Source organism: Streptomyces sp. QH1-20 (assembly GCF_041283565.1).
Lineage (GTDB): Bacteria > Actinomycetota > Actinomycetes > Streptomycetales > Streptomycetaceae > Streptomyces > Streptomyces syringius.
Genome location: NZ_CP166299.1, coordinates 88,903 through 115,264, shown reverse-complemented (window position 1 = coordinate 115,264; position 26,362 = coordinate 88,903). Strand labels below are relative to the sequence as shown.

General features: G+C 70.2%; 31 protein-coding genes. 13 read left to right on the top strand and 18 right to left on the bottom strand.

Annotated features, from left to right (window positions below; translation table 11 throughout):
• The first annotated feature begins 164 nt into the window (after window positions 1–164).
• Window positions 165–476: a hypothetical protein gene (locus AB8O64_RS00565; RefSeq protein WP_370417134.1), complete on the top strand. Its 312-nt coding sequence runs from the start codon at window positions 165–167 to the stop codon at window positions 474–476.
• A 64-nt stretch (window positions 477–540) separates the two neighbouring features.
• Here the strand turns inward: AB8O64_RS00565 and proP are convergent, their stop codons facing one another.
• Window positions 541–2,061 carry a glycine betaine/L-proline transporter ProP gene (proP, locus tag AB8O64_RS00560; RefSeq protein ID WP_370423755.1) on the bottom strand — a complete coding sequence of 507 codons (1,521 nt, stop codon included), beginning with the start codon at window positions 2,059–2,061 and terminating at the stop codon, window positions 541–543.
• A 298-nt stretch (window positions 2,062–2,359) separates the two neighbouring features.
• On the opposite strand from proP, the gene AB8O64_RS00555 reads away from it, so the two are divergent.
• The gene (locus AB8O64_RS00555) at window positions 2,360–2,569 is read left to right on the top strand and encodes a hypothetical protein (RefSeq protein ID WP_370417132.1); all 210 of its coding nucleotides are present in this window, start codon (window positions 2,360–2,362) and stop codon (window positions 2,567–2,569) included.
• A gap of 70 nt (window positions 2,570–2,639) precedes the next feature.
• On the opposite strand, the gene AB8O64_RS00550 is transcribed toward AB8O64_RS00555, so the two are convergent.
• Window positions 2,640–3,059: a MarR family winged helix-turn-helix transcriptional regulator gene (locus tag AB8O64_RS00550; protein WP_370417131.1), complete on the bottom strand. Its 420-nt coding sequence runs from the start codon at window positions 3,057–3,059 to the stop codon at window positions 2,640–2,642.
• A gap of 94 nt (window positions 3,060–3,153) precedes the next feature.
• Here AB8O64_RS00550 and AB8O64_RS00545 point away from each other — a divergent pair, with 94 nt between their 5' ends.
• The gene (locus tag AB8O64_RS00545; protein WP_370417130.1) at window positions 3,154–4,185 is read left to right on the top strand and encodes a hypothetical protein; all 1,032 of its coding nucleotides are present in this window, start codon (window positions 3,154–3,156) and stop codon (window positions 4,183–4,185) included.
• 69 nt (window positions 4,186–4,254) lie between these two features.
• Here the strand turns inward: AB8O64_RS00545 and AB8O64_RS00540 are convergent, their stop codons facing one another.
• The gene (locus AB8O64_RS00540) at window positions 4,255–5,163 is read right to left on the bottom strand and encodes an aminoglycoside phosphotransferase family protein (RefSeq protein WP_370417128.1); all 909 of its coding nucleotides are present in this window, start codon (window positions 5,161–5,163) and stop codon (window positions 4,255–4,257) included.
• 168 nt (window positions 5,164–5,331) lie between these two features.
• On the opposite strand from AB8O64_RS00540, the gene AB8O64_RS00535 reads away from it, so the two are divergent.
• Complete coding sequence (locus AB8O64_RS00535) at window positions 5,332–6,318, top strand: NAD-dependent epimerase/dehydratase family protein (protein WP_370417127.1); 987 nt, start codon at window positions 5,332–5,334, stop codon at window positions 6,316–6,318.
• A gap of 27 nt (window positions 6,319–6,345) precedes the next feature.
• Here AB8O64_RS00535 and AB8O64_RS00530 read toward each other — a convergent pair whose 3' ends face one another.
• Together AB8O64_RS00530 and AB8O64_RS00525 are read right to left on the bottom strand one after the other, a co-directional pair.
• Complete coding sequence (locus AB8O64_RS00530) at window positions 6,346–6,822, bottom strand: DUF6314 family protein (protein ID WP_370417125.1); 477 nt, start codon at window positions 6,820–6,822, stop codon at window positions 6,346–6,348.
• A 63-nt stretch (window positions 6,823–6,885) separates the two neighbouring features.
• Window positions 6,886–8,550, bottom strand: coding sequence for a CocE/NonD family hydrolase (locus AB8O64_RS00525; protein ID WP_370417124.1), 1,665 nt, complete (start codon window positions 8,548–8,550; stop codon window positions 6,886–6,888).
• Between the two features lie 98 nt (window positions 8,551–8,648).
• Here AB8O64_RS00525 and AB8O64_RS00520 point away from each other — a divergent pair, with 98 nt between their 5' ends.
• Entirely contained in the window at window positions 8,649–9,368 is a 720-nt protein-coding gene (locus AB8O64_RS00520; protein ID WP_370423754.1) for a TetR/AcrR family transcriptional regulator C-terminal domain-containing protein, read from the top strand.
• Window positions 9,369–9,386: 18 nt separating this feature from the next.
• Here AB8O64_RS00520 and AB8O64_RS00515 read toward each other — a convergent pair whose 3' ends face one another.
• The 4 genes from AB8O64_RS00515 to AB8O64_RS00500 form a co-directional block, all read right to left on the bottom strand.
• Window positions 9,387–9,521 (bottom strand): hypothetical protein, encoded by a 135-nt coding sequence (locus tag AB8O64_RS00515; protein WP_370417122.1) that lies wholly within the window; start codon window positions 9,519–9,521, stop codon window positions 9,387–9,389.
• Window positions 9,522–9,693: 172 nt separating this feature from the next.
• Window positions 9,694–10,290 carry a dihydrofolate reductase family protein gene (locus AB8O64_RS00510; protein ID WP_370417120.1) on the bottom strand — a complete coding sequence of 199 codons (597 nt, stop codon included), beginning with the start codon at window positions 10,288–10,290 and terminating at the stop codon, window positions 9,694–9,696.
• Between the two features lie 211 nt (window positions 10,291–10,501).
• Window positions 10,502–11,596 (bottom strand): M20 family metallopeptidase, encoded by a 1,095-nt coding sequence (locus AB8O64_RS00505; protein ID WP_370423753.1) that lies wholly within the window; start codon window positions 11,594–11,596, stop codon window positions 10,502–10,504.
• A gap of 161 nt (window positions 11,597–11,757) precedes the next feature.
• Complete coding sequence (locus tag AB8O64_RS00500) at window positions 11,758–12,561, bottom strand: aminotransferase class IV family protein (protein WP_370417118.1); 804 nt, start codon at window positions 12,559–12,561, stop codon at window positions 11,758–11,760.
• Between the two features lie 140 nt (window positions 12,562–12,701).
• Here AB8O64_RS00500 and AB8O64_RS00495 point away from each other — a divergent pair, with 140 nt between their 5' ends.
• Entirely contained in the window at window positions 12,702–13,040 is a 339-nt protein-coding gene (locus tag AB8O64_RS00495) for a MerR family transcriptional regulator (protein ID WP_370417117.1), read from the top strand.
• 45 nt (window positions 13,041–13,085) lie between these two features.
• Here AB8O64_RS00495 and AB8O64_RS00490 read toward each other — a convergent pair whose 3' ends face one another.
• Window positions 13,086–13,301, bottom strand: a complete 216-nt coding sequence (locus tag AB8O64_RS00490) for a DUF4287 domain-containing protein (RefSeq protein WP_370417115.1) — start codon at window positions 13,299–13,301, stop codon at window positions 13,086–13,088.
• 245 nt (window positions 13,302–13,546) lie between these two features.
• On the opposite strand from AB8O64_RS00490, the gene AB8O64_RS00485 reads away from it, so the two are divergent.
• A complete protein-coding gene (locus AB8O64_RS00485) occupies window positions 13,547–14,644 on the top strand; it encodes a mechanosensitive ion channel family protein (RefSeq protein ID WP_370417114.1) in 1,098 nt (365 codons plus the stop codon).
• 115 nt (window positions 14,645–14,759) lie between these two features.
• Here AB8O64_RS00485 and AB8O64_RS00480 read toward each other — a convergent pair whose 3' ends face one another.
• Both AB8O64_RS00480 and AB8O64_RS00475 read right to left on the bottom strand, forming a co-directional pair.
• Window positions 14,760–15,248: a hypothetical protein gene (locus tag AB8O64_RS00480; protein ID WP_370417112.1), complete on the bottom strand. Its 489-nt coding sequence runs from the start codon at window positions 15,246–15,248 to the stop codon at window positions 14,760–14,762.
• A gap of 2 nt (window positions 15,249–15,250) precedes the next feature.
• The gene (locus AB8O64_RS00475) at window positions 15,251–15,787 is read right to left on the bottom strand and encodes a DUF2087 domain-containing protein (protein WP_370423752.1); all 537 of its coding nucleotides are present in this window, start codon (window positions 15,785–15,787) and stop codon (window positions 15,251–15,253) included.
• Window positions 15,788–16,214: 427 nt separating this feature from the next.
• On the opposite strand from AB8O64_RS00475, the gene AB8O64_RS00470 reads away from it, so the two are divergent.
• Complete coding sequence (locus tag AB8O64_RS00470; RefSeq protein WP_370417111.1) at window positions 16,215–16,394, top strand: hypothetical protein; 180 nt, start codon at window positions 16,215–16,217, stop codon at window positions 16,392–16,394.
• Between the two features lie 57 nt (window positions 16,395–16,451).
• On the opposite strand, the gene AB8O64_RS00465 is transcribed toward AB8O64_RS00470, so the two are convergent.
• Entirely contained in the window at window positions 16,452–16,595 is a 144-nt protein-coding gene (locus AB8O64_RS00465) for a hypothetical protein (RefSeq protein WP_370417109.1), read from the bottom strand.
• Window positions 16,596–16,996: 401 nt separating this feature from the next.
• Complete coding sequence (locus tag AB8O64_RS00460; RefSeq protein ID WP_370417107.1) at window positions 16,997–17,506, bottom strand: MarR family winged helix-turn-helix transcriptional regulator; 510 nt, start codon at window positions 17,504–17,506, stop codon at window positions 16,997–16,999.
• Between the two features lie 148 nt (window positions 17,507–17,654).
• On the opposite strand from AB8O64_RS00460, the gene AB8O64_RS00455 reads away from it, so the two are divergent.
• The 4 genes from AB8O64_RS00455 (at window position 17,655) to AB8O64_RS00440 (ending at window position 21,300) form a co-directional block, all read left to right on the top strand.
• Window positions 17,655–18,254, top strand: a complete 600-nt coding sequence (locus AB8O64_RS00455) for a malonic semialdehyde reductase (protein WP_370417105.1) — start codon at window positions 17,655–17,657, stop codon at window positions 18,252–18,254.
• Window positions 18,255–18,286: 32 nt separating this feature from the next.
• On the top strand, window positions 18,287–19,519 hold the full coding sequence (locus tag AB8O64_RS00450; protein ID WP_370417104.1) for an MFS transporter: 1,233 nt from the start codon (window positions 18,287–18,289) through the stop codon (window positions 19,517–19,519).
• A gap of 141 nt (window positions 19,520–19,660) precedes the next feature.
• The gene (locus AB8O64_RS00445; RefSeq protein ID WP_370417102.1) at window positions 19,661–19,915 is read left to right on the top strand and encodes a hypothetical protein; all 255 of its coding nucleotides are present in this window, start codon (window positions 19,661–19,663) and stop codon (window positions 19,913–19,915) included.
• 290 nt (window positions 19,916–20,205) lie between these two features.
• The gene (locus AB8O64_RS00440) at window positions 20,206–21,300 is read left to right on the top strand and encodes a thioredoxin family protein (RefSeq protein WP_370417101.1); all 1,095 of its coding nucleotides are present in this window, start codon (window positions 20,206–20,208) and stop codon (window positions 21,298–21,300) included.
• A 35-nt stretch (window positions 21,301–21,335) separates the two neighbouring features.
• Here the strand turns inward: AB8O64_RS00440 and AB8O64_RS00435 are convergent, their stop codons facing one another.
• The 4 genes from AB8O64_RS00435 to AB8O64_RS00420 all read right to left on the bottom strand — a co-directional run bounded on the left by AB8O64_RS00435 (window position 21,336) and on the right by AB8O64_RS00420 (window position 25,222).
• The gene (locus tag AB8O64_RS00435; protein ID WP_370417100.1) at window positions 21,336–22,193 is read right to left on the bottom strand and encodes a GNAT family N-acetyltransferase; all 858 of its coding nucleotides are present in this window, start codon (window positions 22,191–22,193) and stop codon (window positions 21,336–21,338) included.
• A gap of 198 nt (window positions 22,194–22,391) precedes the next feature.
• Window positions 22,392–23,132, bottom strand: coding sequence for an alpha/beta hydrolase (locus tag AB8O64_RS00430; RefSeq protein WP_370417098.1), 741 nt, complete (start codon window positions 23,130–23,132; stop codon window positions 22,392–22,394).
• Between the two features lie 193 nt (window positions 23,133–23,325).
• Window positions 23,326–24,618 carry an exo-beta-N-acetylmuramidase NamZ domain-containing protein gene (locus AB8O64_RS00425; protein WP_370417096.1) on the bottom strand — a complete coding sequence of 431 codons (1,293 nt, stop codon included), beginning with the start codon at window positions 24,616–24,618 and terminating at the stop codon, window positions 23,326–23,328.
• Between the two features lie 166 nt (window positions 24,619–24,784).
• Entirely contained in the window at window positions 24,785–25,222 is a 438-nt protein-coding gene (locus AB8O64_RS00420; protein WP_370417094.1) for a hypothetical protein, read from the bottom strand.
• Between the two features lie 221 nt (window positions 25,223–25,443).
• Here AB8O64_RS00420 and AB8O64_RS00415 point away from each other — a divergent pair, with 221 nt between their 5' ends.
• A complete protein-coding gene (locus AB8O64_RS00415; RefSeq protein ID WP_370417092.1) occupies window positions 25,444–26,310 on the top strand; it encodes a GyrI-like domain-containing protein in 867 nt (288 codons plus the stop codon).
• The last annotated feature ends 52 nt before the right edge of the window (window positions 26,311–26,362 follow it).

Genomic DNA, 26,362 nt, shown 5'->3' with positions numbered 1-26,362 from the left:
CTGTCCCTTTCCGCACCGATCCCCGCCCCCCTCGGCCCCGGGACGCGCGGGCCGGACACGGCAGAGACTTCTCCCGACTCAGCCTGCGCCCCGAGAGGGAGCGCGGCAACATGACGAGCGGCGTCGGCCCCGGGCCGGCATGGCCGCCTATAATCGGCCGCACTATGACGGATCCGGGCGCTTCAGAACCGCGGCTCGTCTCGGGCCGCTGGCGTCGTGTCTCCGACTCCGAGTGCGTTCGCAGATACCCGGCCGCACTCACCATCGGTCCAGGGACCCGGTACCTCGGCACCCGCGCCCCCGACCAGGGGCTGCCGGTGTGGGATGTGGGCACGGCCCAGATGCCGGACGAGTCGACCCTGGTGATGAGCACATCCAGCGACGAACTCGTCAGCTATCCGGTCGAGGTCGTCGGCGGGCGGTTCACCGTCACCGCCCCGGACGGGTGCGTCGTCACCTTCGAGCGGCAGGACTGACCCAAGGGGCGTTCGCCGCCGGTTCTCCCTCCGGACATCGGTGGGGCGGAACGCCCGTCCGCGCTCAGCGCTCTTCGTCATGGCTGTGGCCCGGGTGCCGCAGGCGCATCCAGATGTCCCTGGCGCGACGGCCGGCCTCGGTCCGGCTGTCGGCGACCAGCAGCCGTGCCTGTTCCGGCGTCTCCACCATCGGCCCGGAGCCGCGCAGCGGCTTGCCCGCCGTCTCGTGGAGGAAGAACGCCGAAACGAGCCCGACCGCACCCGCGGCCATCAGGTAATAGGCGGGGATCATGGCGTTGTCGGTCGTTTCGAGGAGAGCGGACACCGCCAGGGGAGTGGTGCCGCCGAAGAGTGACACGGAGATGTTGTACGAGACGGACAGTGCCCCGTAGCGCAGCCGGGTGGGGAAGAGCGCCGGCAGCGTCGCGGCCGCGGTGCCCGCGAAACACACCAGCAGCAGCCCGAGGATCAGGCAGCCGAGCGCCGGGAGCAGGGCCCCGTCGGCGCGGACCAGGAGCATCGAGGGGACGGCGAGCGCGATCAGGGCGGCGCTGCCCGCCATGAACATCGGCCTGCGCCCCCAGATGTCGGAGGAGCGTCCCACGACGGTGATGGTCAGAGCCACCAGGATCATGGTGCCGAGGATCAGCAACTGGGCGGTCGTGGCGTTCTTGCCGAGCGTTTCGGTCATGTACGTCGGCAGATAGGAAGTGACCATGTAGCTGGTGACGTTGTAGACGACGACCAGCCCCATGCAGATCAGTACGGCCTCCCAGTGCCGGGTGAAGATTTCCTTCAGCCGTCCGTGGCCGGACTGGCGCGCCTGCTCGACCTCTTCCTCGTGGGAGCCGGTGCCGGCCGAGGACCGCGCCTGGGCCGCCTCGGTCTCCGCGCGGAAGGCGGGCGTCTCCTCGAGCCGCATCCGCATGTACAGACCGATCAGCCCGAGGGGGCCGGCGACCAGGAAGGGCAGGCGCCATCCCCAGTCGGTCATGCCGTCGGTACCGAGAACCGCGGTGAGCACCGTCACCAGCCCCGAACCGAGCGCGTAGCCGACGAACGTCCCGAAGTCGAGCCAACTGCCCAGAAAACCACGGCGGGTGTCGGGTGCGTACTCGGCGATGTACGTGGTGGCGCCGGCGTACTCACCGCCCGTGGAGAAGCCCTGCACCAGACGGCAGATGAGCAGCAGTACCGGCGCGACGAATCCGGCCGTCGCGTAGCCCGGCAGGAAGCCGACGGCGAAGGTGCTCACCGCCATCATGATCATCGTGGCGGCGAGCACCCGCTGGCGTCCGATGCGGTCGCCCAGCGGACCGAAGACAAGCCCCCCGAGGGGTCGGACGAGGAAGGCGGCCGCGAAGGTGGCGAAGGTGGAGATGACCTGTGCGCCGGAGGAGCTGGAAGGGAAGAAGACCTTGCCGAGGGTGACCGCCATATAGGCGTACACCCCGAAGTCGAACCACTCCATCATGTTGCCCAGTGCGGCGGCCAGCACCGCGCGGCGGACCTCGGGGCGGTCGGTGACCGTGACGTCCTCGATGCTCAGCTGTTTCTTGCGGCGCCGCAGCAGGGTGCGGAGCATGCGGTCGGTGGCCACCGCCCCGCCGCGCAAGGGGGCGGCGCGTCCGGGCTTCGGGGTCTTCTTGCGATCGGCGCTCACGGTCACCTGCCGGTGGGTCGGGGGTCCAGGCGCTGGGGCTCCTGGGGCGTTCATGTACTCATGGGCCGTATCTTGCGGTTTATGCATTGAACCGTGTTCGGGCCCCGACAGGCCCATGACCCGCCCGTCGCGCCGGACCCGGGCAAGCGGGAGGGCCGGCGCCGTGCCCGGAGGCCGCTCTCGGGATGCGTCCGGGCCGCTGCGGACGGAGGCTGGAAGCATGCCTGGACATGTGCGGATCGTCGTCCACCCGCCGTCTCCGTCGGGTGGCCGGCAGGTGACGGTCGGCCGGGAGGTCCTGGGTACGGCGTACGGGGTGATCGACCTCTATGAGTTCATGCGCCGGGCCGGTGTGCCGAAGGACGACGTGCGACTCGAGGACACGACGCTGATCGACTGGCAGGGCGGGGGCCCTGGCGTCTGGTCGTGACGCGCGGAAGGGCCGGCTGCCGCGGGTGCCGCGTTGTCGTCAGGCGCGCGGTTTTCCACCGGCCGCCCATTCAGGACGTGTTGTAGCGCAGCAGGTAGGCGGCGAAGCGGGCGAGGTCGGCCTCGTCCCAGTCGGCGAGGCGCTCCCGGAAGGCCGCGCGGCGATGGCCGCTGACCTGTGTCAGGGCGGCGGTACCGCGGGCGGTCAGATGCAGCATCTGCGCCCGCTGGTCGTGCGGGTCGGGGCGGCGTTCCACGAGGCCGAGGCGTTCGAGGTCGGCGACCTGCCGGCTGACGGTGGACTTGTTGAGCAGGAATCGGTCCGCGAGGTCGGTGGCCCGGCAGCCGCGCTGGTCCTCCAGGTGGGCGAGGAGGGCGAAGGAGACCAGTGACAGCTCGGGGTGCATACGGGCGGCTGCGGCCCGGGAGCGCCGGGCGAAAGCCGTCAGCTCGCGCTGGATGGTCTCGACGGAATCGTCGCGGTCGGACACGGGTGGCCTCTCTTCCCTATCTAGATGTAGAGTACAACTGGATTAAGTAGTTGTAGATGCCAACCATCCCCTTCGGGGGAGTCGAGGAACCACCATGAAATCCGCGACGGGCGGCGCGCTGCGCCATGTCCTCACCCATCTGCTCACCCCGCTGCTCATGTGTATCGGCATGGGCCTGGCCTACCTCGGCGCGTTCGCCGATCCCGTACCCCACGACCTGCCGGTCGCCGTGGTGGGATCCGGCCCGAGCGCCCAGGAGCTCGCGCGGACCATCGCAGGCAAGGCGGGCGACGCCCTCGCCGTCCACACCGTCGATGACCGGGCGCAGGCGGAGGAGCAGCTGCGCCACCAGGACATCTTCGGCGCGTTCGTCCCCGACGAGAAGAGCCCCGAGCTGCTGGTCGCCTCGGCCGGATCGGACACCACGGCCTCTGTCGTCCAGAAGGTGTTCACGCCCGTGGCCGCCCACCAGGGCGCCCCGCTGAAGGTCACCGACATCGCGCCGCCTGCCAAGGACGACCCGACCGGGCAGGGCATCTTCTTCCTGCTGGTCGCCGTCAGTATCGGCTCCTACGCGTCCGTCGCGGTGATCGGCGGCGCCGGTGCGGTGCTGCCCATGCGGATACGGGCGCTGCTGGCCGCGGCGACCTCCTTGGTGGTCAGCGTGATCGGCGTGCTCCTGGCGGGGCCCGTCTTCCACCTCGTCGACCATGGCCTGGGCGGACTGTGGGGGATGGCCTGGCTCTACTCCGCCGGTGTCCTGCTGATCGGCACCGGGCTGCACACCTTCCTCAAGCGCTGGACGACGCTGACGATGATGGTGCTGTTCGTGATGCTCAACTTCACCAGCTCCGGGGGCATTTTCCGGCCCGAGCTGCAGAACGGCTTCTTCGCCTCCCTGCACGGTTTCTGGAACGGTGCCGCCTTCGTCGAAGGCACCCGCGGTCTCGCCTACTTCAACGACGCCGGCCTGGGCGGGCACGTAGGGACGCTGGTCCTGTGGCTGATCGTCGGCCTGGCGGTGACCGCCCTCGCGTGGGCAGCCGAAGCCCGGCGGCAGACCCCGGCCACGACCACGGACTCCTCCGGCACCGAGGAAGAGATGGAAGAAGCCGTCGGCGTCTGACCCCACCGCCCGCCCCCTCCCGCAGCCGCAGTCACGGCGGACACTGCCCGTGTGACTGCGGTCTGCGTCCTAGGAGGCTTCGGCCTCGTCCAGTACCGCCCGGATCACATGCCGGGCGTTGCGTGCCATCACCGGGTTCGTCCTGCGGTAGTACGGCAGCGCGATCAACGCCTGCGAGAGCGTGCGCCCCCGGCCGCGGTTCCAGGTCGCGTCGTCCACGCCGAGCGCCTCGCGGAACACCTTCCGCGCATCGGCCGGCAGTAGATTCCACGCCGGGAACAGATCGCAAGCCGGATCGCCCACGCCCATGCACCCGAAGTCGATCACTGCCGTCAGTCTGCCGCCGTCCACCAGGAGATTGCCCGGCATCAGATCGGCGTGCAGCCACACCGGCGGCCCGTCCCGTTCCGGGGTCCGCAGGGCGTCCTCCCATACGGCGGCCACGGCATCACCGTCGACACCCTCCTCCGGGATCCCGCGCAGTTCCTCGATCGCCGCCCGGGTCGACGCGTCGAGCGAGGCGAGGGGCCCACCGCGGTAGGCCTCCGGCGCCCCCGGTAGGGAAACGCTCCGCATCGCCGCCACGAACCCCGCCAGATCCTTCGCCAGCAGCACGGGATCGCTCAACGCCCCCGCCTCGGGATTCTCCCCCGCCAGCCACCGGCACACCGACCACGGCCACGGATACCCCGCACCGGGCTCCCCGGCCCCCAACACCTCGGGAACGGCCGTGGGCAGCAGGGGCGCGAGCCGGGGCAGCCACTCCCGCTCCATCACTACGTCCGGGGCTCCGCCCTTCATCAGCGGCAGCCGAACGACCATGTCATCGCCCAGCCGGTATATGGCGTTGACCGTGCCGCCGGACGTGAACCGCTCCACCGCGACCCCCGCCCACCGGGGAAACTGGTTGGCGATCAGCCGCCGTACGAGGTCGTCGTCGACGGGGTGCGGGCCGGGACGCGTCTGTGCTGTGCTCATGGGCCGCCATCCGACCGCCGGACGCAGGCGGGCGTCAAGCGCTTTTCCGGTACGGACCATGTACTCGCTTTGCCACCAGGCCCGTTGAGGTACCCACGGCTCCGGACCGTGGATCCGCTCTTGGCGAACCCTGTTGGTGCTCGGCGTGTGCGGTGCTTGAGTGCGGGCATGGAGATCCTTGTTCTGGGTGGCACGGCATGGGTGGGCCGCGAGCTGTCGCGGCAGGCAGTCGAGCGCGGTCACAAGGTGACGTGCCTCGCGCGCGGCGAAAGCGGAGAAGTGGCCGACGGAGCGGTGCTGGTGCCCGCCGACCGGCGCGACCCTTCCGCGTACGAGCCGCTGCTCGACCGCATATGGGATGCAGTTGTCGAAGTGTCATGGCAGCCCGGCTTCGTTCGTGGAGCCCTCGACGCGTTGGGCGACAGGGCACGGCACTGGGCCTACATCTCCTCCGTCAGCGCCTATGCCTCCCATGCCGAACCGGACGCGGACGAGTCCGCGGCGCTCCTGCCCCCGACCGATCGGAGCGAGGTCGGCCGCGAGTTGTACGGGGAGGCGAAGGCCGCCTGCGAGCAGGCGTCGACGGCGGCCGTTGGCGACCGGCTCCTCATCGCGCGCGCCGGCCTCATCGGCGGCCCCGGTGATCACAGCGGCCGCTCCGGCTACTGGGTGGCTCGTGCCGCACGGGATCCGCAGGGTCCCATGCTGGTGCCGGATTCCCCTGCCATGCCGACCCAGGTGGTCGACGTCCGGGACCTCGCCGCCTGGCTGCTCGACGCCGCGGAGGCGGGGACCGTCGGCACGTACAACGCCGTCGGCCCGGTCGTTCCCTTCGAGAAGTGGATCGCGCTGTCCCGCACCATCGGCGGGCATACCGGGCCGGTGGCCACCGTCGACGGGGCATGGTTGCTCGCGCACGGTGTGGCCGAGTTCATGGGCCCCGAGTCGCTGCCGATGTGGGTGGTCGCGCCGGGCTGGGAAGGCTGGTCGGCCCGCAACGGTTCCGCGGCGCGTGCCGCGGGGCTGCGGCATCGCCCCCGGTCGGACGTGCTGGCCGACACGCTGCTCTGGGAACGCGAGCAGGGCCTCGACCGTGAGAGGCGTGCGGGCCTCAGCGCCCGGCGCGAGCGCGAACTGCTCGACGCACTCGACTGAACCCCGCGCCGCAGGTTGCCGTGGCCTCTACCGCCGCCGGTAGACCGAGCGGTGAAGCTGGTCCTTGGCCGGGCCGGTGGTGCGCCAGCGCAGATGCCATTCGTCCCGGGAGACGATGGTGAACATCCCGTCGTAGAGGTCGTCGGCGCAGGGGTGACGGACGTCCCAGCGGCCCGTGCGCAGATCCAGTGAGTGGAAGAACCGGCCGTCGGCGAAGGTCACCTCAGCGGTGCCGTCCGGCCCGGGGTACAGCCGGAGCATCCGGCCCGCCCGGTTGACGGTGCCGTTCCAGGCCAGTTCACCGTCCTCGACGTGCAGGACGTACGCGGGGTCGCCGGACGCCCGGAACGTGGCCGTGCCGTGGAACGCCCCCTCGGTGCCGGTGGCCAGATCGAGGAGCGTACGGTCGACCGCCCACTGCCCGCCCAGATAGGCCACCGCATCGGCAACGGGATACGGGGCCGAGGCCTCGGCGGGGAGCGGATCGTGGGCGGCGGAACTCATGACCGCATTATCGCCCGGCGCCGCGTGCCCCGGTGCTGCGGTCACCGGTACGGTCCGGGACCCCTAGGGCAGGTCCAACGCCGAGTCCGTATGCAGCGTGATGTGTACCGGCACGAAGCCGGTGGCATCGACCGCCGGCTCCCCGGTGCCGGGATTGCGGGCGTAGCGCGGATGGGCGCCCCCGCTGATCTGCAGCCGTATGCGGTGACCGGCGGCGAAGCGGTACGCGGTGGAGCTCATCGCCACGGTGACCACCGAGGACGCGTGACCGGTGGCCCGCAGCCGGGTCAGCCCGTCGCAGACGTTGGTGGAACGGCCTTGGGCGTCGACGTCGCAAAGGCGGGCGAAGACGTCGGCGTATCCGGTGTCCGTCGAGATCCGCAGTCGCGCGGAGACGCTGCCGAGAATCTCCATCGGCTCGGTCAGTGGCGGGCCGGTGAAGGTCAGGACGTCCTCTCGTTCCTCCAGGGTCCCGTTGTCGCGGGGGCCGGCGCCGCGGGAGAGCAGGGGGCCGCCCACGGAAGGGGTGGGATCGGCCGGGTCGTAGCGGAAGGTCGCGAGCGGTGTGGAGTCCGTGGGCGGCTGCCGGGTGAGATGCCCGTCCGGGGTGGGGAACCAGGGAACCGTGCCCGGCGACAGCGGCCACTCGGTGAGCTCCCGCCAGGTCTCCTCGCCGCCGACGTGCACACGCACTCCGGTGGCGCGCAGGCCGGAAGGGTCGTCGCGCAAGTGCGCGCGCAGCCACGCGAGGCTCTCGGCGAACACCTCGGGCCAGCCCTGCTGGAGCGCGGAGGTGTGGGTCCAAGGGCCGACGAGCAGGGACGTCTCACCTCCGGCCCGACGCAGTCGGCCGTACTGCTCGAGGGTCTGGTCGAGCAGCACGTCGTGCCACCCGGTGATCAAAGCGGTGGGCACGGCCGGCTGCTCGGCCGCCTGGCCCATGGATGTGCCGCGCCAGTACGGATCGTCGGCGTCCGTGGTGGTCATCGCCTCGTCCAGCCAGGGCACCTCACCGAGGACGGCCGCGTGGGCCCCGCGCAGCGGCTCCGCGGTGGTGATCTCACGCAAGCGGCGCTGAAGGCGCAGGGTCGCCTTCATCATGGGGGCCAGCCCCTGGTGCTGGAACGTCATGCCGACGCCGGAGACAAGGACGTTCTCCAGGTTGAGCGCACCGCCCGCGTGGAAATAGGCATGGGGGTCGTGCATACCGACCTGTACCACCATCGCCTTGAGCTCCGGTGGCGGGTCCTGGGCGAGGGCCCACTGCGTATAGCCCAGGTAGCTGGCGCCGATGGTGCCCAGGGTTCCGTCGAACCACGGCTGCTCACGCAGCCAGGACACCGTGGCCAGGCCGTCGGCGGCCTGGTCGCGCCACGGGCTGAACTCACCGCCCGAGCCGCCGGTGCCGCGGCAGCTCTGCAGGATCACATGGAAGCCCTGTTCGGCGAAGAGCACGCCGTACAGGGGTGACCACGGCAGGCCCCTGCCGTAAGGGGAGCGCACGACAAGGGTGGGGAAGTCGCCCTCGGTGCGGGGGAAGTAGTGGTCCGTGACCAAGGGACTGCCGTCGGCAGCCGGCACCACGAGCCCGGGCTCCCACCCGACGTCGTGCTGTTTCGCCGGAAGGCCGCGCCACGTCGCCCTCATCATCCGCGAGCTCAGCGGCGGTTTCTCCGTCGGTGCGGTCCAGGCGGGCTTCGACACGACGTCGTGCGCGTGTGTGGGCATGTGGATTCCCCTCCGTCATTCCCGTACGTTGTACGAGAATAGCTGATGCTTGGATGTCCTCCGCAACCCGCGGCGACCAGGAGAGGAACGAGAAGAACATGACCCGTCGTGACGGGACCGGCGCCACAGGCGTCGATCCCCAGCAGCTCTGGCTGAGCCCCGGCCGGCCCGGCAGGGGGCGCAAGCCCACCTTCAGCCGTGAGGCGATCACGGCAGCGGCCGTCGCCCTGGCGGATGCCGAGGGGCTGGAGGCGGTCACCATGCGCAAAGTCGCCTCCGAGGTCGGAGCCGGCGTCATGTCGCTCTACAGCTACGCCCCCGACAAGGAGACGCTGCTGGAGCTGATGGTCGACCACGTCAGTGGCGAACTCCCCGTGACGGGTCCCCTCACCGGCGACTGGCGCACCGATCTGAAAGCCATCGGTCACCTCCAGCGCGCCCTCATGCTCCGGCATCCCTGGCTTCCCGCAGCGCTGTCCACCCGCCGAACGCTCGGCCCCAACACGCTGGCGTTCCTGGAGCGCGCACTCGCCGCCCTGCGCCCCACCCGACTGGACGGCACCACGAAGCTGGAGATCTTCAGCCAGCTCACCGGCTTCGTCACCGGACACGTCGGCCACGAGATCGCTCAGTCCGCTGCCGCGGACCAGCCCGACCGGGCCGCGGCCGAAGTCCGCTACCTCGCCGCCGTCGCCGCCGACGGACACCACCCGGAGCTCGCCGAAGTCCTCTCCGCACCCGGGCGCCCCCTGGACCCCGAAGCCACCTTCACCCGGTTCCTCGACCGCCTGGTCGACGGCCTCGACGCCTCCCCCTGATGCGGTCCCTCGCCGTGATCACGCCGGAGCGGACAGGGCCCTGAAGCAGTCGGACAGGGCCGCCGCGGTGTCGGTGAGGGGGAAGCGGGCGCCGAGCTGCCCGTCCGGGCGGACGAGGAAGCCCGTCGGGGCGGTAGAGCCGGGCGAACTCACCGGCGGCGTCGCGGTATTCGGGAGACGGGCGGGGCGGGGGCCAGACGGCCGACGACGGCCTGGAGGCGGGAGCTCCGGGCCGCAGCATGCGCGCCCCGGCCGGTCAGAGCGCGTGGCCACGCATCTCGCTGAGCACATTCGGCCGTACGCCGCGTGACGCCGCCGAACCGGCCTACCGCTCGGCGACCGGCCGGTAGGTGCACACATTCACGCCTGTGCCGCTGGTGACCGCGGACACCAGCTCGAACGCGCGCAGTACACCGTCGTCAGGGAAGATGCTCTTTCCGCCGCCGAGAATCACCGGCTCGACCATGAGCCGGAGCTCGTCGACCAGCCCCTCGCGCAGGAGAGTGCGCACGAGGGTGGGGCTCCCCATGACCAACAGGTCACCGTCGTCCCTCGCGCGCAAATCCACGATGCGGGCGACGGCCTCGTCGCCGGGGATGCGTGTGGTGTTGTCCCACGTCAGCGCGTCGTCGCCCAGTGTCTGGGACACGACGTACTTCGGAATGGCGTTCATCCGGTCGGCGAACGGGTCACCGGCTCGCCCGGGCCATGCCGCGGCCATCGTCTGCCACGTCCGACGCCCGAACAGCAGCGCCCCGGCCTTGGCCAGCGCGTCGTCGAAGGCGCCGCCCATCACCTCCGGATCGAAGAATGGGTGCGACCAGCCGCCGTGGGCGAAGCCATCGTCCGTGTCCTCCTCGGGCCCGCCCGGCGCCTGCACGACCCCGTCCAAGCTCATGAACTCAGTGACAACGATGCGCACGGGACTCGCTCCTCATCCTCGTCCGGGGTACGGCACGGGCACCGTCGCGCCACTCGGTCCACCGCCGGGTCCACCGCACGGTCCACCGCCACGATCCGTTTCGGATCCGACCCTAGCCGAGCGGCCCGGCAGCGACGCGGTATGACGTGACCGCGCGCGATTCCCGGCGCGGGACGCCTCGGTGGGAGCACGTCACGCGGCCGGGGATCTGCTATGCGTGCTGCACCGCGTGCACCAGTCCGGCAACGAGTTTCGCCCGCTCGGCCATGGCGTCGATCACCAGGAACTCGTGGTCGGCGTGGGCACCGCCCCCGACCGCACCCAGGCCGTCGAGTGTCGGCACTCCCAGCGCGGCCGTGAAGTTGCCGTCGCTGCCGCCACCGACTGCCCTGCCTTCGAGGCCGGGAAGCAGACGCCGGGCCACCGCGAAGAGTTCGGCCGACGCCGACTCGGGCATCGGGGGCCGGCTGATCGCTCCCTGCACCGCGATCTTCGCCTCGTCGAGATGCGGAGCCAGTGCCGCGAAGGCGGATTCGATGCGTTCCTTCTCGTCGGCCGACTCGACCCGGACGTCGACGATGACGGTCGCCTCCGCGGGAACGACGTTGTCCAGGGTCCCGGCGGACGCGACGGTCGGGGTGACCGTCGTGCCCACCTCGGGCCGGCCGAGCGCCGCGATGTCCAGTACCTGGTGTGATGCTTCGATCAAGGCGTTGACCCCGGCCGCGGGCTCAAGGCCCGCGTGCGACGCCCGGCCCGTGATGGAGACGCGGAACGTGCCGCAGCCTTTACGGCCGGTCTTCAACCCGCCGCCGTCAGCAGCGCCTTCGAGCACCAGCACAGCGCCGCAGGCAAGGGCTCGTTCCTCGATGAGAGCGCGAGAGGAGCGGGAGCCGACCTCCTCGTCGGCGGTCATCAGGATCTCGACGCCGGAGCGGTCATCGAGCGTCGCCAGGCCGTGAACGGCCTGTACCAAACCACCCAGCATGTCGAAGACCCCGGGGCCGGTCGCCTGCCCGTCGGCCACCATGAACGGGCGGCGCTCCAGGGTGCCGAGCGGGAATACCGTGTCATGGTGACCGAGGATCAGGACTTTCGGATCCCCGCCGGCCGACCAGTGGACGTGCGGTCCGGCCTCGCTCTCCACGAGGGTGGCCTGGCCGCCGAGACGGTTCTCGATGACACCGGCGACAGCCTTGGCCGATGCAGCCAGGGCCTCGGTGTCCCGCGAAGGGGACTCGATTTCGACGAGTGTCCTGAGGTCCTCGAGCATCGCGTCGACACTCACGTCGACGGCTTGGTGCATGGTCACGTCGCCAGGGTACTTGGTGGTCCGTGGCGGAGTGGAGTTCACAACGCCATGGCCCGGCTGCGGGCCGAGGGCGCCATTTGAACAACCTGGACCAGCCCCGACCGCGGTGAGGCTGGTCCAGGTTGTTCAGCCCGGGGATTCGGCCCGACCTACCTTCACGGTGAGGTGAGGGGCTCGGCCCGGTAGGCCCGGTGAAGCGACTCCAAGAAGGACGGTGCCTCGGGCATGGGCACCGAGCCGATCCGGTGTACCGCCACACCCGGCGTCCACGAGTTCATGACCACAGCACCGGCCAACGCCGGCAGGTCGGCGAGCGTGACCGCCTCGACGCGTTGGGGGACACCGAGGCGGTCCAGCTGCCGGCGGACGATCCCCATGGTCGTCCCGCCCAGCATGCCGGCCTCGGGCCACACCACTGCGGCGCCGTCCCAGAAGGCAAGATTCCAGATCGTCCCCTCGCTGAGCCGGCCCCGACGGTCTACGAAGGCTGCATCGTCGAAGCCCTGCCCCACGGCCTGCCGGAGGTAGTACGTCTTGGCCACTTCGCCGACGTGCTTCACTGCGGGCAGCACCCGTTCGTACTCGACGGTCGCCAGCGCCAGCGGGCCCTCCGGGCCGGACGCGGCCGGGCCGGAGCGGACCAGCACCTCGGGCTTCGCGCCTGCCACGCCCGCGGTGAACTCTCCCGTCGGCGCGTACATGGTGGCCGTCAACGAGACGTCGGCCGGACCGGCCTCCAGCGCGGTCCGCAGGAAGGACCGCACCTGGTCGTCGGGCAGTGCCTGACCGAACAACTCCACCGAGGCCGACCGCAGCCGCTCCAGATGGAGATCGAGGCCCCGGACCTGGCCCCCACGCACCTGCATGGCTGTGAAGTGGGCATAACCCGCGAAGGCGAGCGGGGCCAACTCCTCGACGGTCGCCGCCCGGCCGTTACGTTGAACAACAAAAGAGGTCACGCTGTCACTCCGCGGTAGGAATCGAGAGGAGGGAAGAACAGGCCACCCGGGCACGGTCCACGTACCCGGAATGTTTGCGCCTGGGGCGACGTTAAGGCTTCACACCAATGGGAAGGTCAACCTCGGACAGGGCGGGTCACATGCTGATAGGGGAGTTGTCCCGGCGAACCGGGGTCAGGCCGCGAATGCTGCGGTACTACGAAGAGCAGGGACTGCTCGACGTCAGGCGCGGCCCGAACGGATACCGCTCCTACGACGAGGAGGCGGTGGTCACCGTGCGGCAGGTTCGCGCCCTGCTGGACGCGGGGCTGTCCACCGAAGTGATTCGTTCGGTGCTGCCGTGCGCCCGGGGCGAGCGGCCGGAGATCGACATGTGCGTGGACCTGCGGGCCGTCCTGGGCCGGGAGCTGGCGGCCACGGAGGAACGGATCGACGAGCTCCAACGCAGCCGCGACACCCTGGCCGGCTACCTGACGTAGTCCGGAGCCGCCGCCCCGTTTCCTCCTCGCGGCAACAGGGCTGTGCTACTTACCTCCGTCGGCCTCCGCGAGCGTGTGGGCGACGAGAGCGTTGGCGTGGCCATGGCCCAGGCCGTGCTCGGCCTTGAGCCAGCCGACCAGCTCCATGTGCTTGGTCAGGGGCGAAGTGCGGATGAGGTTCTTCCACTCGGCTATCGGCTTGCCGTACTTCTTCTCGATCGACGGGAAATAGCTGGCGGGGCCCTTCACGGGTTCAGTCATGGCCGCAGTCTGCCACCCGCCACTGACATCCGGCTGCGCACCGAGCCCCCTTCAGGCACCCCGGGCGTCCGAGGGGGAAACGGAGGTGGTGCAGGATGACTTCTCGCGCCGGATCACCTCCTGGCCCGGCGCGATGTTCGAACCGTCGGGACAGGCAGGGACTACAAGGTGACGAATCATCACTCCGAGCTCACGGCAGCGAGCGGCGCCGTCGCTCCGCTCCACGGAACGGAGGACGCACGCCGATGAACCGGGCTCTGACACTGCACGACATCATCGCCGCAGGCATCGCGGTGGCCGCCGGCCTGGCCGTGGCGCTCGTGCTGCGGATCATCCTGCGCTGGCTCGGCGAACGGGCCCGCAGGACCCGATGGACCGGGGACGACATCATCGTCGACGTGCTGCGCACCCTGGTCCCCTGGTCCGCGGTGGCCGCCGGCGTGGCCGCGGCGGCAGCCGCCCTCCCGCTGACCCGGCAGGTCGGACACATCGTCAGCCAGACGCTGACGGCCCTCGTCCTGCTGACCGCGACGCTCACCGCCGCCCGAGTGATCAGCGGACTGGCGCGGTCCGTGGCGCAGTCCAGATCCGGCGTGGCCGGATCGGCCACGATATTCGTCAACATCACCCGCGTCGTGGTCCTGGCGATGGGCTTCCTCATCATTCTGGAAACCCTCGGCGTATCCATCGCCCCGCTGCTCACCGCCCTCGGTGTGGGCGGCCTGGCGATCGCCCTCGCGCTGCGGGACACCCTGGCCAACCTCTTCGCGGGCGTGCACATCCTCGTCTCGAAGACGGTTCAGCCCGGTGACTACATCCGGCTCAGCAGTGGCGAGGAAGGCTACGTCCGCGACATCAACTGGCGCAACACGGTGGTGGAGGAGCTCTCGAACAACCTGGTCATCATCCCGAACGCCCAGCTCGCCGGCACGAACATGACCAACTTCAGCCGGCCCGAACAGCAGCTGACCGTCACGGTGCAGGTGGGCGTCGGCTACGACAGCGACCTGGAGCACGTCGAACGGGTCACCAACGAGGTCGTCGGGAGCGTGATGAAGGACATCACCGGTGCCGTGCCCGACCACGAGGCGGCCGTGCGGTTCCACACCTTCGGGGACTCCCGCATCGGCTTCACCGTCATCCTCGGGGTCGGTGAGTACAGCGACAAGTACCGCATCAAGCACGAGTTCATCAAGCGCCTGCACCAGCGGTACCGCAACGAGGGCATCCGGATCCCCGCTCCCGCACGAACGGTCTCCCTGGAGCAGAGCGCGGAGGCTGTGATCCCGCATCCCCGCCCGTCTCTGGACGCCGCCCCGGGCCGCCTCGGCACCACGGCCTGACGTCCGGACACACGCGGGTGCCGCGATGTCGAGGTCGGCCCAGGGACCCCGGGGGCGATGAAGTCCTGGAGGAACAGGGTGGCCTGCACCGTGTCGCCGTGGCGGTGGGAACAGTTCACGCGGTCGGCCACCGCGGAGCGCAGATGCCGGCGATCATGGGCGCCGCGTGCATCTCACCCGGCGGCTTCAGGGACAGTCCGCCGGAATCGAAGGTGACGCCCTTGCCGACCAGGCCGACCGTGAGAGCCGGTGGCCCCGCCGGTGGTGTGTAGTCCATCTCCACGTATCCCGCTGACTCGTGGGAGCCCCGGCTGACGGCGGCCAGGCCGGCGAGCCCCATGTCCGTCAGGTGTTGGATGCGGTGGGCGAACGTCGTGGGTGCCAGGGTGCCGGCCGGGCAGTTGACGCTGGCCGAGCGGGCCGGGCCCAGACCGACGTTGAGGACGACCGAGCGGCCGTCGGGGGACGGCTCGGCGACCACCTGACCCAGCCGGGCCGTGAATCCACGACGTCGGCAGAAAGGGCTCGCGGACGCACCCGTATGCCGGGGCCGGGCGGTGACGTCCGCCGGTGTGCGGGCGTCACCGGCCACAACGCTGACCACGGTCAGACGCGCTCGTACGCCGTGCCGGACCTGTTCCTGTTCAGCAGCCCCTCGTCCACGAGGGCGCGGCGCAGACTCACCCAGTCGTCGAGCCATTCGCCGCAGAGCGCGTTCACCTTCGCCTCGGAATAGGCCACACCGGGCTCGAACGAGTCGGTCACCACGGCCAGCACCCGACGGCGTACTTCCGCGTTGCCGGGGATGGAGGTCAGCCGTCCGCGCCGGAAGTAGGACCCCGCACCGTCCCCGTCGCCCCGGCCGGAGATTTTGGCCTCCGCCTGGACCGCCAGCCGGAAGGTGTCGTCGAGCAGCCGGTATGTGTGCTTCTCACTGTCGTAGGCGGCGATCCGTCCGTCCGTCAGCTTCCGCAGCGCCGCGGCGGCGGCCGGCGGACGGAGTTTCGCCATGTCGGCGACTTCCGCGACGGAGGTCGCCCCGAGCGCGAGGGCCGCGTAAGCGGCGCGCCGGTCGCTTTGCGCGAGGATGCCGACCAGGTCTCGACAGGAGGGCGGATGGTCCTCAGCGGGGGCCGTGTTCATGATGTCCATCTTCCGGTTGTCGTTCGGGGCGCCGAGGCTGTCGGCTATGTGACACAGGCCCGCAGGAAACAGGTCCACGTGCCACACATCCACGTACCACAGATCCACAGGTCCCCTACAAGTACCGCGATCCCAGGCTCCGGTGAAAGCGATATCCAGCGAAGCGGCACATTCCAGCCGGTCCGTCGGGGCAGGCGTGGAGCGCCGGCTCTTCGAGGGGAGAGGGGCACGGCCCGTTGTCGGGCGGCGCGTCATAGGTGCTCAGATCGAAGTCCAAGGTGACGCAGCCTTTCAGTGGTGGCCATCGGATGCGGCCGCTGCCCGCCCTGTTCCTTGTCCTGGTCACCGAGAGGATTCCGGAGGAGGTGCGCGGCCGGGTGCTGGGACTGCGGAACGCGGTGTCGATGACGGCGGTTCGCTGGGCACCTTGGGTGCCGGCCTGTCGGTCGAGTGGATCGGGCTGCGGCAGGCCGGAGCACTCCTCGCCGTCGGGTGGGCCGCGGTGGCCGCGCTTCCGGCACTGGCGCGGTTGGACGCCGAGCCGAAGGACAAGGGGGTGACGGCGGTTGATGCCGGCGCGGCCAGCCCGGCCGTGACGGGGCAGTGAGCCTTCACGTACTGCTGACGAGGCATCCGTCACGGCCCGGCGTCGGCGCGGCGGGTGTCAGGAGGAGAACCCGATGATGCCGAAGCCGGGCCGGCTCTCCGCGTGCCGCATCCACTGGATGCACTGCATGACGGCTTCCACCACCTCGGGTTCGAGCGGCGGGGCGTGTCCCGCCTTCTTGGTGGCCTCGAACTGCGCCAAGGCCTCCGCGCACTGCTCGGGTGTCCACTGGCCGCAGCCCGGCAGGCAGGTCCACGGCAGAGGATCGGGCAGGTCGGAGCTGCTTGTACGCGTAGGCGTACTGGAAGGCGTGGTCCGGGTCCTTGGAGAAGGGCCCTCCGGGCACGACCGCCTGCAGCGCCTCGTACGCGGTGGGGGCGCCCGCCGCGATCGAGTGCTGGAACCAGTCGTCGTCACGGGCCAGGTCGTCCCCGAAGTTGTCGCGTATGGCCTGGAGCAGTTGGTCATCACCGGATCCGACCAGGGCGCGCGTCGCGTTCAGGTCGAGGAGGTGAAGGCTCAATGAAGAACTCATGCGAGGAACCTCACCGCGGCCACTGACAACGCGGCGGACGGGTCTGCGGAGGTGACCGGGGGAGTGGTCACGTGATGGTGGTGTCCCCGAAGGAGATGAGGAGCCGGCGCAGCATGCCCGCGAGTTCTTCGCATTCCGCGCGGTCGAAGGGTTCCAGCATGCCGGCCTCGTGCGCGAGGTGGTCGGTCATGTAGGCGCGGGTGATCTCATGCCCCCGCTCGGTGAGCCGGATCTTCACCGAGCGCCGGTCCGCGGTGTCCCGCACCCGTTCGACCAGGCCCTTGGCCTCCATGCGGTCGAGGCGGTTGGTGATGGCGCCCGAGGTCACCATGGAGGCCTTGCGGAAGGCGCCGGCGGTCAGCTCGTACGGTGGGCCCGACCGCTGCAGTGTGGACAGGACGTCGAACTCGCCGAGCTCCAGGTCGCGTTCGGCGGCGAAGGTCCGGAACCTCTTCTCCAGTGCCGTACCGAGTCGCTGCAGTCGGCCGAACACCTGCACCGGCCACAGGTCGTCGGCCATATCGGGGCGCTCCGCGACCCACTGCTCGATGATCTCGTCCACTGCGTCGCCGCTCATCGCTCTCCTTCGCGTCGGTCCGTGTCGTGCCGTCTGTCGCTGTGTCGCACCCCGACTGTATCTCAACGTTGAAATACTTGACGCTGAACGATCGGCGTGTTTTTATCTCAACGTTGAAATAATCAACCTTGAGCAAACGGAGAACGTCATGTCCACGTACCCCCTCGCCCTCGACGCCGACGCCCAGAACCTGCTCTTCCGCGAGGCCCGCACCGCGAACGCCTTCTCCGCCGAGCCCGTGACGGACGAGCAGATCCAGGCGATCTACGACCTGGTCAAGTACGGCCCCACCGCCTTCAACCAGAGCCCGCTGCGCGTCACCCTGGTCCGCTCGCCCGAAGCCCGGGAACGTCTGCTGAAGCACATGGCCGAGGGCAACCAGGCCAAGACCGCCGCCGCGCCGCTGGTCGCGGTCCTGTCCGCGGACAACGAGTTCCATGAGGAGCTCCCGCAGTTGGTCCCCCACTACCCGCAGGCCAAGGACGAGTTCTTCGGCGAGCGCCCGGTCCGTGAGCAGTCCGCGCTGCTCAACGCCACCCTCCAGGCCGCGTACTTCATCATCGGCATCCGCGCCGCCGGTCTGGCCGCGGGCCCCATGACCGGCTTCGACTCCGCCGGGCTGCAGAAAGAACTCCTGGACGACGACCACACCCCGCTGATGGTGATCAACATCGGCAGGCCCGGCGAGAACCCCTGGTACCCGCGTGCCCCGCGCCTGGCCTACGACCAGGCCGTCACCACCGTCTGACACCCGCCGCCCGCCCCTCCCCAGGAGTTCCCATGTCCGACCAGTCGGTGGCCGAGCCCGCCACCGCCTCCGCGTCCCCGCTCACCGGCAAGGCACCGTCCGGGAGAGTGCCGGCCCTCTGGCTGGCCCTCCTCGCGGCCCCCATGGCCATGGGGGCCAACGCGCCCGTGCTGATCCTGCCCTCCATGGCCCGCTCCCTCGGAGTCCCCACCGCCACCGCGACCTGGCTGGTGACTGTCTTCGCCTGGGCGATGACCATCGGCAGCCCGCTGTGCGCGGGACTGATCAGGCAACGGGGGCTGCGCCCGGCCCTCCTCGTGAGCGGGACGGCCGTCGCCGTCGGCACCACCCTCGTCACCACCGCGCCCTGGTTGCCTCTCGCCCTCACCGGACGCGCCGTCCAGGCCATCGGCGGCGCGGGCCTCGTGGCCGTCGCCATGAACCTCACTGGCTCCACCCGGCGCATGGGAGTCATCACCGCCGGTTTCGGGATACTCGGCGCCTCGGGGCCGCTGCTCGGCTCGGTTCTCGCGAGCGCGGTCTCCTGGCGGCTGTCCCTCGCCCTGTCCGCGGTGGCGCTCCTCGCGATCCCCGCCGTCTGGCGTCACACACAGCGGACCCCACCCGCCGCCACCACCTTCGACGCCACGGGAGCCGGTCTCGTGGTGGCCCTGGCGTCGGCACTCGTGCTCATCCCCACCGCGCCGCTCGGCGCCGCACTCGCCGCCCTGGTCATCGCCGTCCCCCTCGTGGTCCACGCGAAGCGCAACCCGGACGGATTCGTCCCCGCCGTCCTCCTGCGCTCACCCGCCTTCATCGGATCCGCGCTCCTGGCCTGTGCGTTCTCGACCTCGTACTTCGCCCTCCTCTTCAGCCTGCCGCGGCTGATCGCGCAACGCACACCGTGGAGCACGGACGCCATCGGCACCGGGCAACTCATCGCCCTGCTCCTCGGCTCGGCCCTGTCCTGGCTCCTGTCCGCGTCCGCCGGCCGACTGTCCTACCGCGCCGTCCTCACCACCCTGATCGCCCTGGGCACTCTCGCCCCCCTCACCGCGGCCTTCGCCACCTGGGGGCCGCTGCTCCTGCTCGCTGCCACAGCAGCCGTCCTCGTCTCCACCGGCAGCAACGCCGTCCTGTCGATCCGCGCCACCAAGGACGCCCCCGACCACCAACGCCCCACGGCGATCGGTCTGTTCGTGCTCTGCTACCAACTGGGCGGAGCCCTGGGGCCCGCGCTCGCGGCCTTGTTGGTCCTGAAGTGACAACCGCCGCCTGGCAGCCGACGGGCCCAGGCGACCGATCGGATGACGCGATGTTCCGGACGGAGTGAGTGCCTCCGTACGCGGTGGGACTGCGCTGTTCGCGCCGGTGACGTCGGGCGGAACGGCGGGCTCAATGGTGGTGTGGACACGATTCCAGCCCGGAGCCGGGCTTCCCGGAGCCAGGTCGACGCGTACGCAGAGCCGAGCGCCGACACCGTCGTCGAGATCGAGGAGGCATTCACGGATCTGTACCTTGCCCCGTCCGCCTGCGCGGCGCCCGCGCCGGTGGCGTTCTGCCTGCCGGAGGGGGCCGAATGCCTACCGGGGATCGACGTCTGTTGCTCGGGATTCTGCTTCACCGCCGCGGGGGAGACCAGGGCCCACTGCCACGGGTGACCGGAGCGGGAGGAAGAGATGTGACGGTTCAGCTGAGTCCTGACGCCCGGTTGGTGGAATTCGACGACGGCGCGATGTTGCTGCGCTGTGACGTTCCCGCAGCCGCCTGGGTGTCTCCTGCCGCCCTGGACTGGACACGTGGTGCCCCTGTACCGCCTGAGCACGCGGCCGACTACGCGCGGTGTCTCGAGACTTGGCGGTCGGCAGGACTCGTAAGGGGCCCGGCCCGGCAGGACGAGCCGGCTCCCGCGGAGGAGCCCGCGGACCGGCAGGGGCCAGGACTCGACCGTGTGAGCGTCTCCCGTCCGGTTCTGGTGGTGGCTTCGTCTCCCGACTGCGGCTACTGCCGGCAACTACGGTCCGATCTGGACGCCAACCGGCAGACGCTCACGCTCAGCGGAGCCTCGGTGCTCCTCTTGGGCGAGGGCAGTCCCCTGACGTGGGGTGCCGCACTGGAACCGGCCCAGGCCGAAGAGCTGACCGCGACGTACGCGCGTCTGGGGCGGCGGGGCACCCCTTCCGCGGTTCGGCTGTCACCCGGCGGCGGTGCCCACCGGGCGGTGCGCGGCTTTGAAGCGGTGACCGCGGCCTTGATCGAGCTCAGCGGATCGGAACCGGGCCGGGTGGTCTGCGAAGTACCGACATCCTGCTCGGCCGGAGTGAACGGTGCCCCCGTGGACGCATTGGTCATCGCGCCGGCCGGTGGAAGGGCGGTGGGGATCGCCGCGCGGGGCGAGGGGGCAGTGCGGATGGCCACGCTCGTAGCGGAGGGCACCCCGGCCACGAACACCGTACGGGGATACGCACCGGTCACCCTGCTCGTGGAACGTCCGCGGAACCTGTGGCTGGTGTTCCGCGGTGGTGAGCTGGTAGCCCGCTCCCGCAGCGCGGACGAGGCACTGGACGCGCTGAGACGAATCGTCGCCGGGTTCGAGCCCCCCGGGGCCCACCAGGTGCGGCTGATGTGCGGGGCGCTCGTGCGGAGCGAGGGAGGACGGGCTCTGCTCTTTCCCAGAAACTGGATGTCGTATCTGGTGGCACGCAACGCCTCCCTGGCGCGAGCCGGTTGGCGACTCGACCCCGACCCGTTCGCCTGCCTGGAGCCCGGCCCGGACGGCGCGGCCCTGCTCAGCCATTCGTCGCGGACGGCTGGGCTTCCGCCGCGCACACGGGTGGCGGGAGTGCTGACACCACGACCGACGGCTTTGACGCCGGGGCCGGGCACCCGGGCGAGACTGCTGACCCAGATCGTCAACTGGGCCGTCCGGCCGGTAGCGCCCCATCACGTCAGGACTCTCTGCGCGTGGGTTGCCGACCTGCCCCTCCACTTGGGTACTCCGGAAGAAGCACTCGCCTTCCTCACCCGTTCTCCGGGCGTTGTGTAACGACGGCCGGGAAGGCCTCGCAGCGGCAGCGGTCGTCAGTAGAGGATGGAGGGGAGGTACGCTCCGGCGGGTTCGTTGTAGAGCCCGATGGTCATCAGACTCATGAGCTGCTGGACCTTGAGCCCGCGTCGCAGGCACCACTGGAGCAGGGTGCTGTTCCGCGCGGGGACGAGGATGCCGGGGCCGCCGAAGGCGGGAGCCGCGGCGATGAGCGCTTTGATGTCGTCGGTGCTCTCACCGACCGCGTGGGCGAAGAACGACAGGTCCGTGGCGTAGCCGGTGACCCGTCCGTCGTGCTCGGTCACGCGAGCCGTCCCCATCGTGAGCGCGTCGGTCACCTCACCGCCGCGATCGGTCCCGTGGACCTTCCGGCACACCTCGTCGCAGGCTGCCAGGTCAGCGTCCGTCGCCGCCCGCACCCCGTACCCGGGCACGCTGCCTCCGATCGGCGGTCCCTGCAGGCAGGCCACCGTCTCGCGGAACTCGAACCCGAGGCCGGCGTAGAGCGCGAACGACCGTGCGTGATAGCCGCTCTGCAGCAGTCGGATTCCGGGTGCCTGCCGCTCGGCCGCCCGTCGCATGACGTCGTGCATGAGACGGCGCCCGATGCCGCCGTTCTGGGTGGCCGGGTCCACGGTGATCGGCCCGACGCCGGCGACCGGCGACCGCTCGTCGAGGAAGTTGCTGCCCACGATCCGGCCGTCGAGTTCGGCGACGACGCTGTAGAAACCGGGGTGGCTGAGCAGCGTTCCGCACATGCCCGCGGCTTCGTCCGCACCGGGAATGTCAGAAGGGAATCCATGCTCGCGGGCGATCCCGGAAAAGGCCTCGAAGCAGATCCTGCCGCACTCCGAAGCGTCCTCCGCCCTTCCGGGGCGCAGTACGAGATCCACGATGGCATCTCCTTCCGGCCTGCAACCCGACCGAAGCTCTCCTTCCATCAAACGCGCCCGCCGCCGCATCGGCAAACGGGTCCGCCCCGCTCCGTGCGGCCAGGTGTGCCGGCTACAGGTGTCCCACGGGAGGTGTCCCCGGATGAGCGGCATCCTGGCCGACACGGCTACCGCTTCCTGGTGGCCTGACGGCCGGCGTCACGTCAGATGTCGGGTGAAGAACTGGGCCGCGGCGTCGCCCGCGAACCGCGGGACGCCGGTGTGCCCGCCCGTATTGGCGTGCAGCGTCTTCTCCTTGGAGCCGAAGGCGTCGAACAGGTCCAGGGCCGCCTGCCGGTCTTTCCCTTCGTCGTCCCACTGCAGCAGGACGTGCAGAGGAATGGTGACCTGGCGGGCTTCCTCGAACATGGCGCGCGGTACGAAACTCCCGGCGAACAGAACAGCGGCCGAGATGCGCGGCTCGACCACCGCCAGCCGGGTCCCGATGGAGATCACTCCCCCCGAGTACCCGACCGGGCCGCCGATCTCGGGCAGCGACAGGAGGACGTCCAGGGTGGCCTGCCATTCCGGGACCGCCTTGTCGACCAGGGGGAGGATGAGGGCGTCGATGATCTCGTCGCTGACCGGCTCGCCGGCCTCCATGGCCCGGCGCAGGTCGGCGAGGGCCTGCTCGGCGGCGGGCCAACGGGGCCGGTCGCCGCTTCCGGGGAGCTCGATGGTGGCCGTGGCGAATCCGTCCGCCGCGGAGTGCAGGGCTCGGGCCACCAGCCGGGGGTACGTCTTGCGCAGCCCGAGAGGAGGGGGGCTGAGCAGGATCAGCGGCGCCGGTACGGATGCGGATGACGATCCGGGCGTCCACAGGATGCCGGGGATCTCGCCGAGGATGAATTCGCGCTCGAGGACAGCGTCACCGAGACGCTGTTCAGAAGTGAATCGCATGGTCGTGCCTTTCGGGAGTGCCATGGAACGGCGCTCCCGGACGACCTATCTCCCGACCGTGACCCCGGAGGGGAGCACCCATGTCGATACGTTCACGGGTACCACCTCCTCGCTCTCCTGCACGGCCTCCGGAAACGTAGCAGTGGCTGTCGTGGATCCGCCATGAACCGGCCCGGAATCCGGGCCGGGACGCTCAGCCGTAGAGGAGGTGGGCGCGGCGGTCGGCGTCGAAGGCAGCGAGTTCGTCGTGCCAGGAGGCGGTGATGTCGTCGAGGCCGGCCCCGGCGTCGATCATGGTGCGCAAACGGTCCGACCCGGCGAGCTTGTCGATGAAGTGATCGGTGCGCCAGGCGAAGTCCTTCCAGATCTTCCTGGCAGTGATCAGCAGCGCGACGCCGGTGCGGACGGGGTCGTAGGCGGCACGGTCGTGGACGTGGATCTGGAGGCCGCCGACGACCTTGCCCGCGTAGGTGGAGAACGTCGGGGTGTAGTAGGCCTCGCGGAAGTGGGCGCCCGGCAGACCGAGGCCGTTGACGGCGTCGGCCCAGGCGCCGTCGACGCCGGGGGCACCCAGCATCTCGAAGGGGTGCACGGTGCCGCGGCCCTCCGACATGTTGGTGCCTTCGAAGAGGCCGGTCCCGGAATAGACCAGGGCCGTCGCGGGGGTGGCCATGTTGGGGCTCGGGGGCACCCACGGCAGACCGGTCGCATCGTGGAAGTCGCCGCGCCGCCAGCCTGCGACGGGGACGACCTCCAGATCGACCCGGCGTCCGGCCGCGCCGGGGAGGAACCGGTCGTTGAAGAGGAGAGCGAGCTCGCCGGGGGTCATCCCGTGGGCCTGGGCGATCGGTTCGCGCCCCACGAAGCTGGCGTACTTCTTGTCCAGGACCGGGCCGAGGGCCTGGCGTCCGCTGACGGGGTTGGGCCGGTCCAGGACGACGAACCGCCGACGGGCCATGGCGGTGGCGACCATCGCGTCGTAGAGGGTCCAATTGCAGGTGTAGAAGCGGGCCCCGCAGTCCTGGAAGTCATAGACGAGGGTGTCCACCTTCGAGCGGTCGATCACCTCCGCGAGGGCCTTGCCACTCCTGAGGTAGGTGTCGAAGACGGGCAGCCCGGAGGCCCGGTCGACGGTGTCGCCCTCCGACTTGCCGGCTTGCGGGGTGCCCCGGTAGCCGTGCTCCCCGGTGAAGATGGCCGTCACTTTCACCCGGTCGTCCGCGTGCATGACGTCGACGATCGAACGGCAGTCGCGGGTGATGCCTGACATGTTGGTCAGCACCCCGACCCTCTGTCCCTCCAGCATCCGGTAGCCGTCGGCGGCCAGATTCTCGAAGCCGGGCAGCACAGGGGGCGATACGGGAGCCGTTCCGCCCGCGGCCATGTCCGTGCCGACAGCGGCAGCGGAGCCGTTACCGGACGCCAGCAGCATGCCCGTGCCGGCCGTTGCCGCTGCGGCGAGGAGCGAGCGCCGAGAGGTCGTCATGGCCACGGACAGTAGCGGTAGTGGTGCGGGGGCGTGACCGCGACGCGCGAGGGTGGGGGTGTGATCGTGCGTCGGTGTGACGTCCGAGGGCGGGTGTGACAGCCGGAGCCGGCTGTCACACCCGCCCTCGTGGCGGCACCCCTGATTAATCGTCAGGAACTTCTGGTCAGCAGGTGGGGCCGGCCGGCGGGGTCTCGAAGGTCTGACCGTTGGCCTGGAGCAGTCCCACGTACTTCTTGTTGCAGGGGTAGCTCATGTTCCAGGTCGTGTTGGCCCGCTCGCCGGTGCTGATGGTCTTCCACGGGCCCCAGTCCGCACTGTTGGTGCGGAACCCGAGGCGTGCCTGGATGGTCGAGCCGGCCTTCTTGGTGTAGAAGACCTCGATACGGGACGGGCTGGTGTTCAGCGAAATGCAGAGCTGTCCGTTGCTCATGCTCGTGCACTTGACCCGGTCACTTCCCGCCGCCGCGGCGGCGGCCGGTGCCGACGCCGGTGCCGTCGCCTGAGGCGACGCGTCACGCACGGATGCGTGGGCGGGCGCGGCGACGAGCGAGGTGCCGGCTGCTACGCATGCGGCGACAGTCAGCGCGATCCGACGGCTCATATGGTGTTCCCCCTGGTGGTGTTGGTCTTGATCAACGGTGGCGAGACTACAGGGGGGTGATCACGATTTCCATGGTTGAAGCGTGCTGGTAGTGACTGATGTTGGGCGTGACCGGCACGAGCTGCCGGCCGCTGCCGCACCCGACGGGACCGGGCACAGGATGTCGGTCCGGCAGGGTGGGTTCTTCTTGACATGAGTGATCGAAAGCGAAGGAGGCCGCGGTGCTGGAGTCACTGAACCAGGCCATGGAGCACATCGAGGACCGCCTCGATCAGCGGATCGAGACGGCCGACTTGGCGCGGATCGCGGTGACGTCGGAGTACCACTTCCGGCGGCTGTTCTCCGCGTTGGCAGGGATTCCCCTGTCGGAGTACATCCGGCGCCGACGGCTCACCGTCGCGGGAGCCGAGGTGCTGGCCGGGGACCGGACGCTGCTGGAGATAGCGGTGCGGTACGGCTACACCTCGGGGGAGGCGTTCGCGCGGGCATTCCGTGCCCTGCACGGCGTCGGTCCCGGCGAGGCCAGGCGGTCCGGTGCGAGCCTGCAGTGCCAGCCGCGGTTGTCCTTCCGTCTCACCGTCGAAGGGAGCAGCAGCATGCGGTATCGGGTTGTGGAGAAGGACGAGTTCCGCGTGGTGGGCAGGAAGGCGCGTGTCCCTCTCGTGCACGAGGGGGTGAACCCGGCCATCGCGGCCTTCATCCGGGACATCGGCCAGGAGACGCTGCGCCGCATACAGAGCCTGTCCGATCAGGAGCCGAAGGGGATCGTCTCGGTGAGTGACCAACTGGACGACAGCCGCGCCGAAGGAACCCAACTCGATTACTACCACGGGGTGGTGACCGGCGCTGCCGTGTCCGAGGACATGGACGCGCTCACCGTCCAGGCCGGGACGTGGGCTGTCTTCGAGAGCTCCGGACCGTTTCCGCGGGCGCTCCAGTACCTGTGGCGGGACGTGTTCACCCAGTGGTTCCCGTCCAACCCCTACCGGAGCCGGCCGGGGCCCGAAATCCTGCGCACCCAGTTGTCGCAGGACGGGGCTCGGGCGGACGCGGAACTGTGGGTCCCCGTGGAACGGACCGCGGTCTGAACGGTGGCTCTCCTGCGCCCAGGGTCACCGCCCCTGACGATGCGTGAACCTT